At 68.2% G+C, this 713-nt stretch carries 1 protein-coding gene; it reads right to left on the minus strand.

Going from position 1 to position 713, the window contains the following annotated elements:
• Positions 1 to 179: 179 nt before the first annotated feature.
• Positions 180 to 713: pseudouridine synthase (locus HX774_RS19170; RefSeq protein ID WP_178829000.1), on the minus strand; the 534-nt coding region annotated here is incomplete at its 5' end.

Here is a 713-nt window from a genome sequence, read left to right on the forward strand (position 1 = left end):
TTCCAGCGCCGCCTCCAGCGTCTCGGGCGTCGTCAGTCCGCAGATCTTGGCCAAGGTCATAAAGGGGAGGTGCGCGAGCGAGGCGAAGAGGTCAAGCGCCGCCNNGTCCCACCGCCTGGGTCCCGCATCTGCGGCTCGCCAGCGAGCCTTGTCCGGGATGACGGCGAGGGAGAGCCTGTTCAGGCGAAGATCCGCTCGATCTCCTCCGGCGTCAGCAGCTTCCACGCCCCCGGCGCCAGATCATCCGGCAGGACCAGCCCGCCCATTCGCTCGCGGTGCAGGGCCTCAACGTGATTGCCGACGGCGGCGAACATCCGGCGCACCTGATGATAGCGGCCTTCGGTCACGGTCAGCAGAGCCTCGGTCGGCGACACCACCTCCAGAAGGGCCGGCGACAGCGGCTTGTCCTCGTTCTCCAGCACCAGCTCGCCCGAGGCGAACAGCGCGCCTTCCGTTCCGCTCAACGGCCGCGCCAGCGTGGCGCGATAGACCTTGGCCACATGGCGCTTGGGCGAGATCACCCGGTGCAGCAGATCGCCGTCGTCGGTCAGCAGCAGCAGGCCCGAGGTCTGCTTGTCCAGCCGGCCGATGGTCGAGATGGCCGGGTCGCGCCGCTTCCACCGATCCGGCAGGATGTCATAGACCAGCGCCCCGTCTTCCTTGCGCGAACAGGTCATGCCCAGCGGCTTGTTCAGCAGCATGACCAGACCCGG

The sequence above is a fragment of the Brevundimonas sp. P7753 genome (assembly GCF_013386595.1).
GTDB classification, from domain to species: Bacteria; Pseudomonadota; Alphaproteobacteria; order Caulobacterales; family Caulobacteraceae; genus Brevundimonas; species Brevundimonas bullata.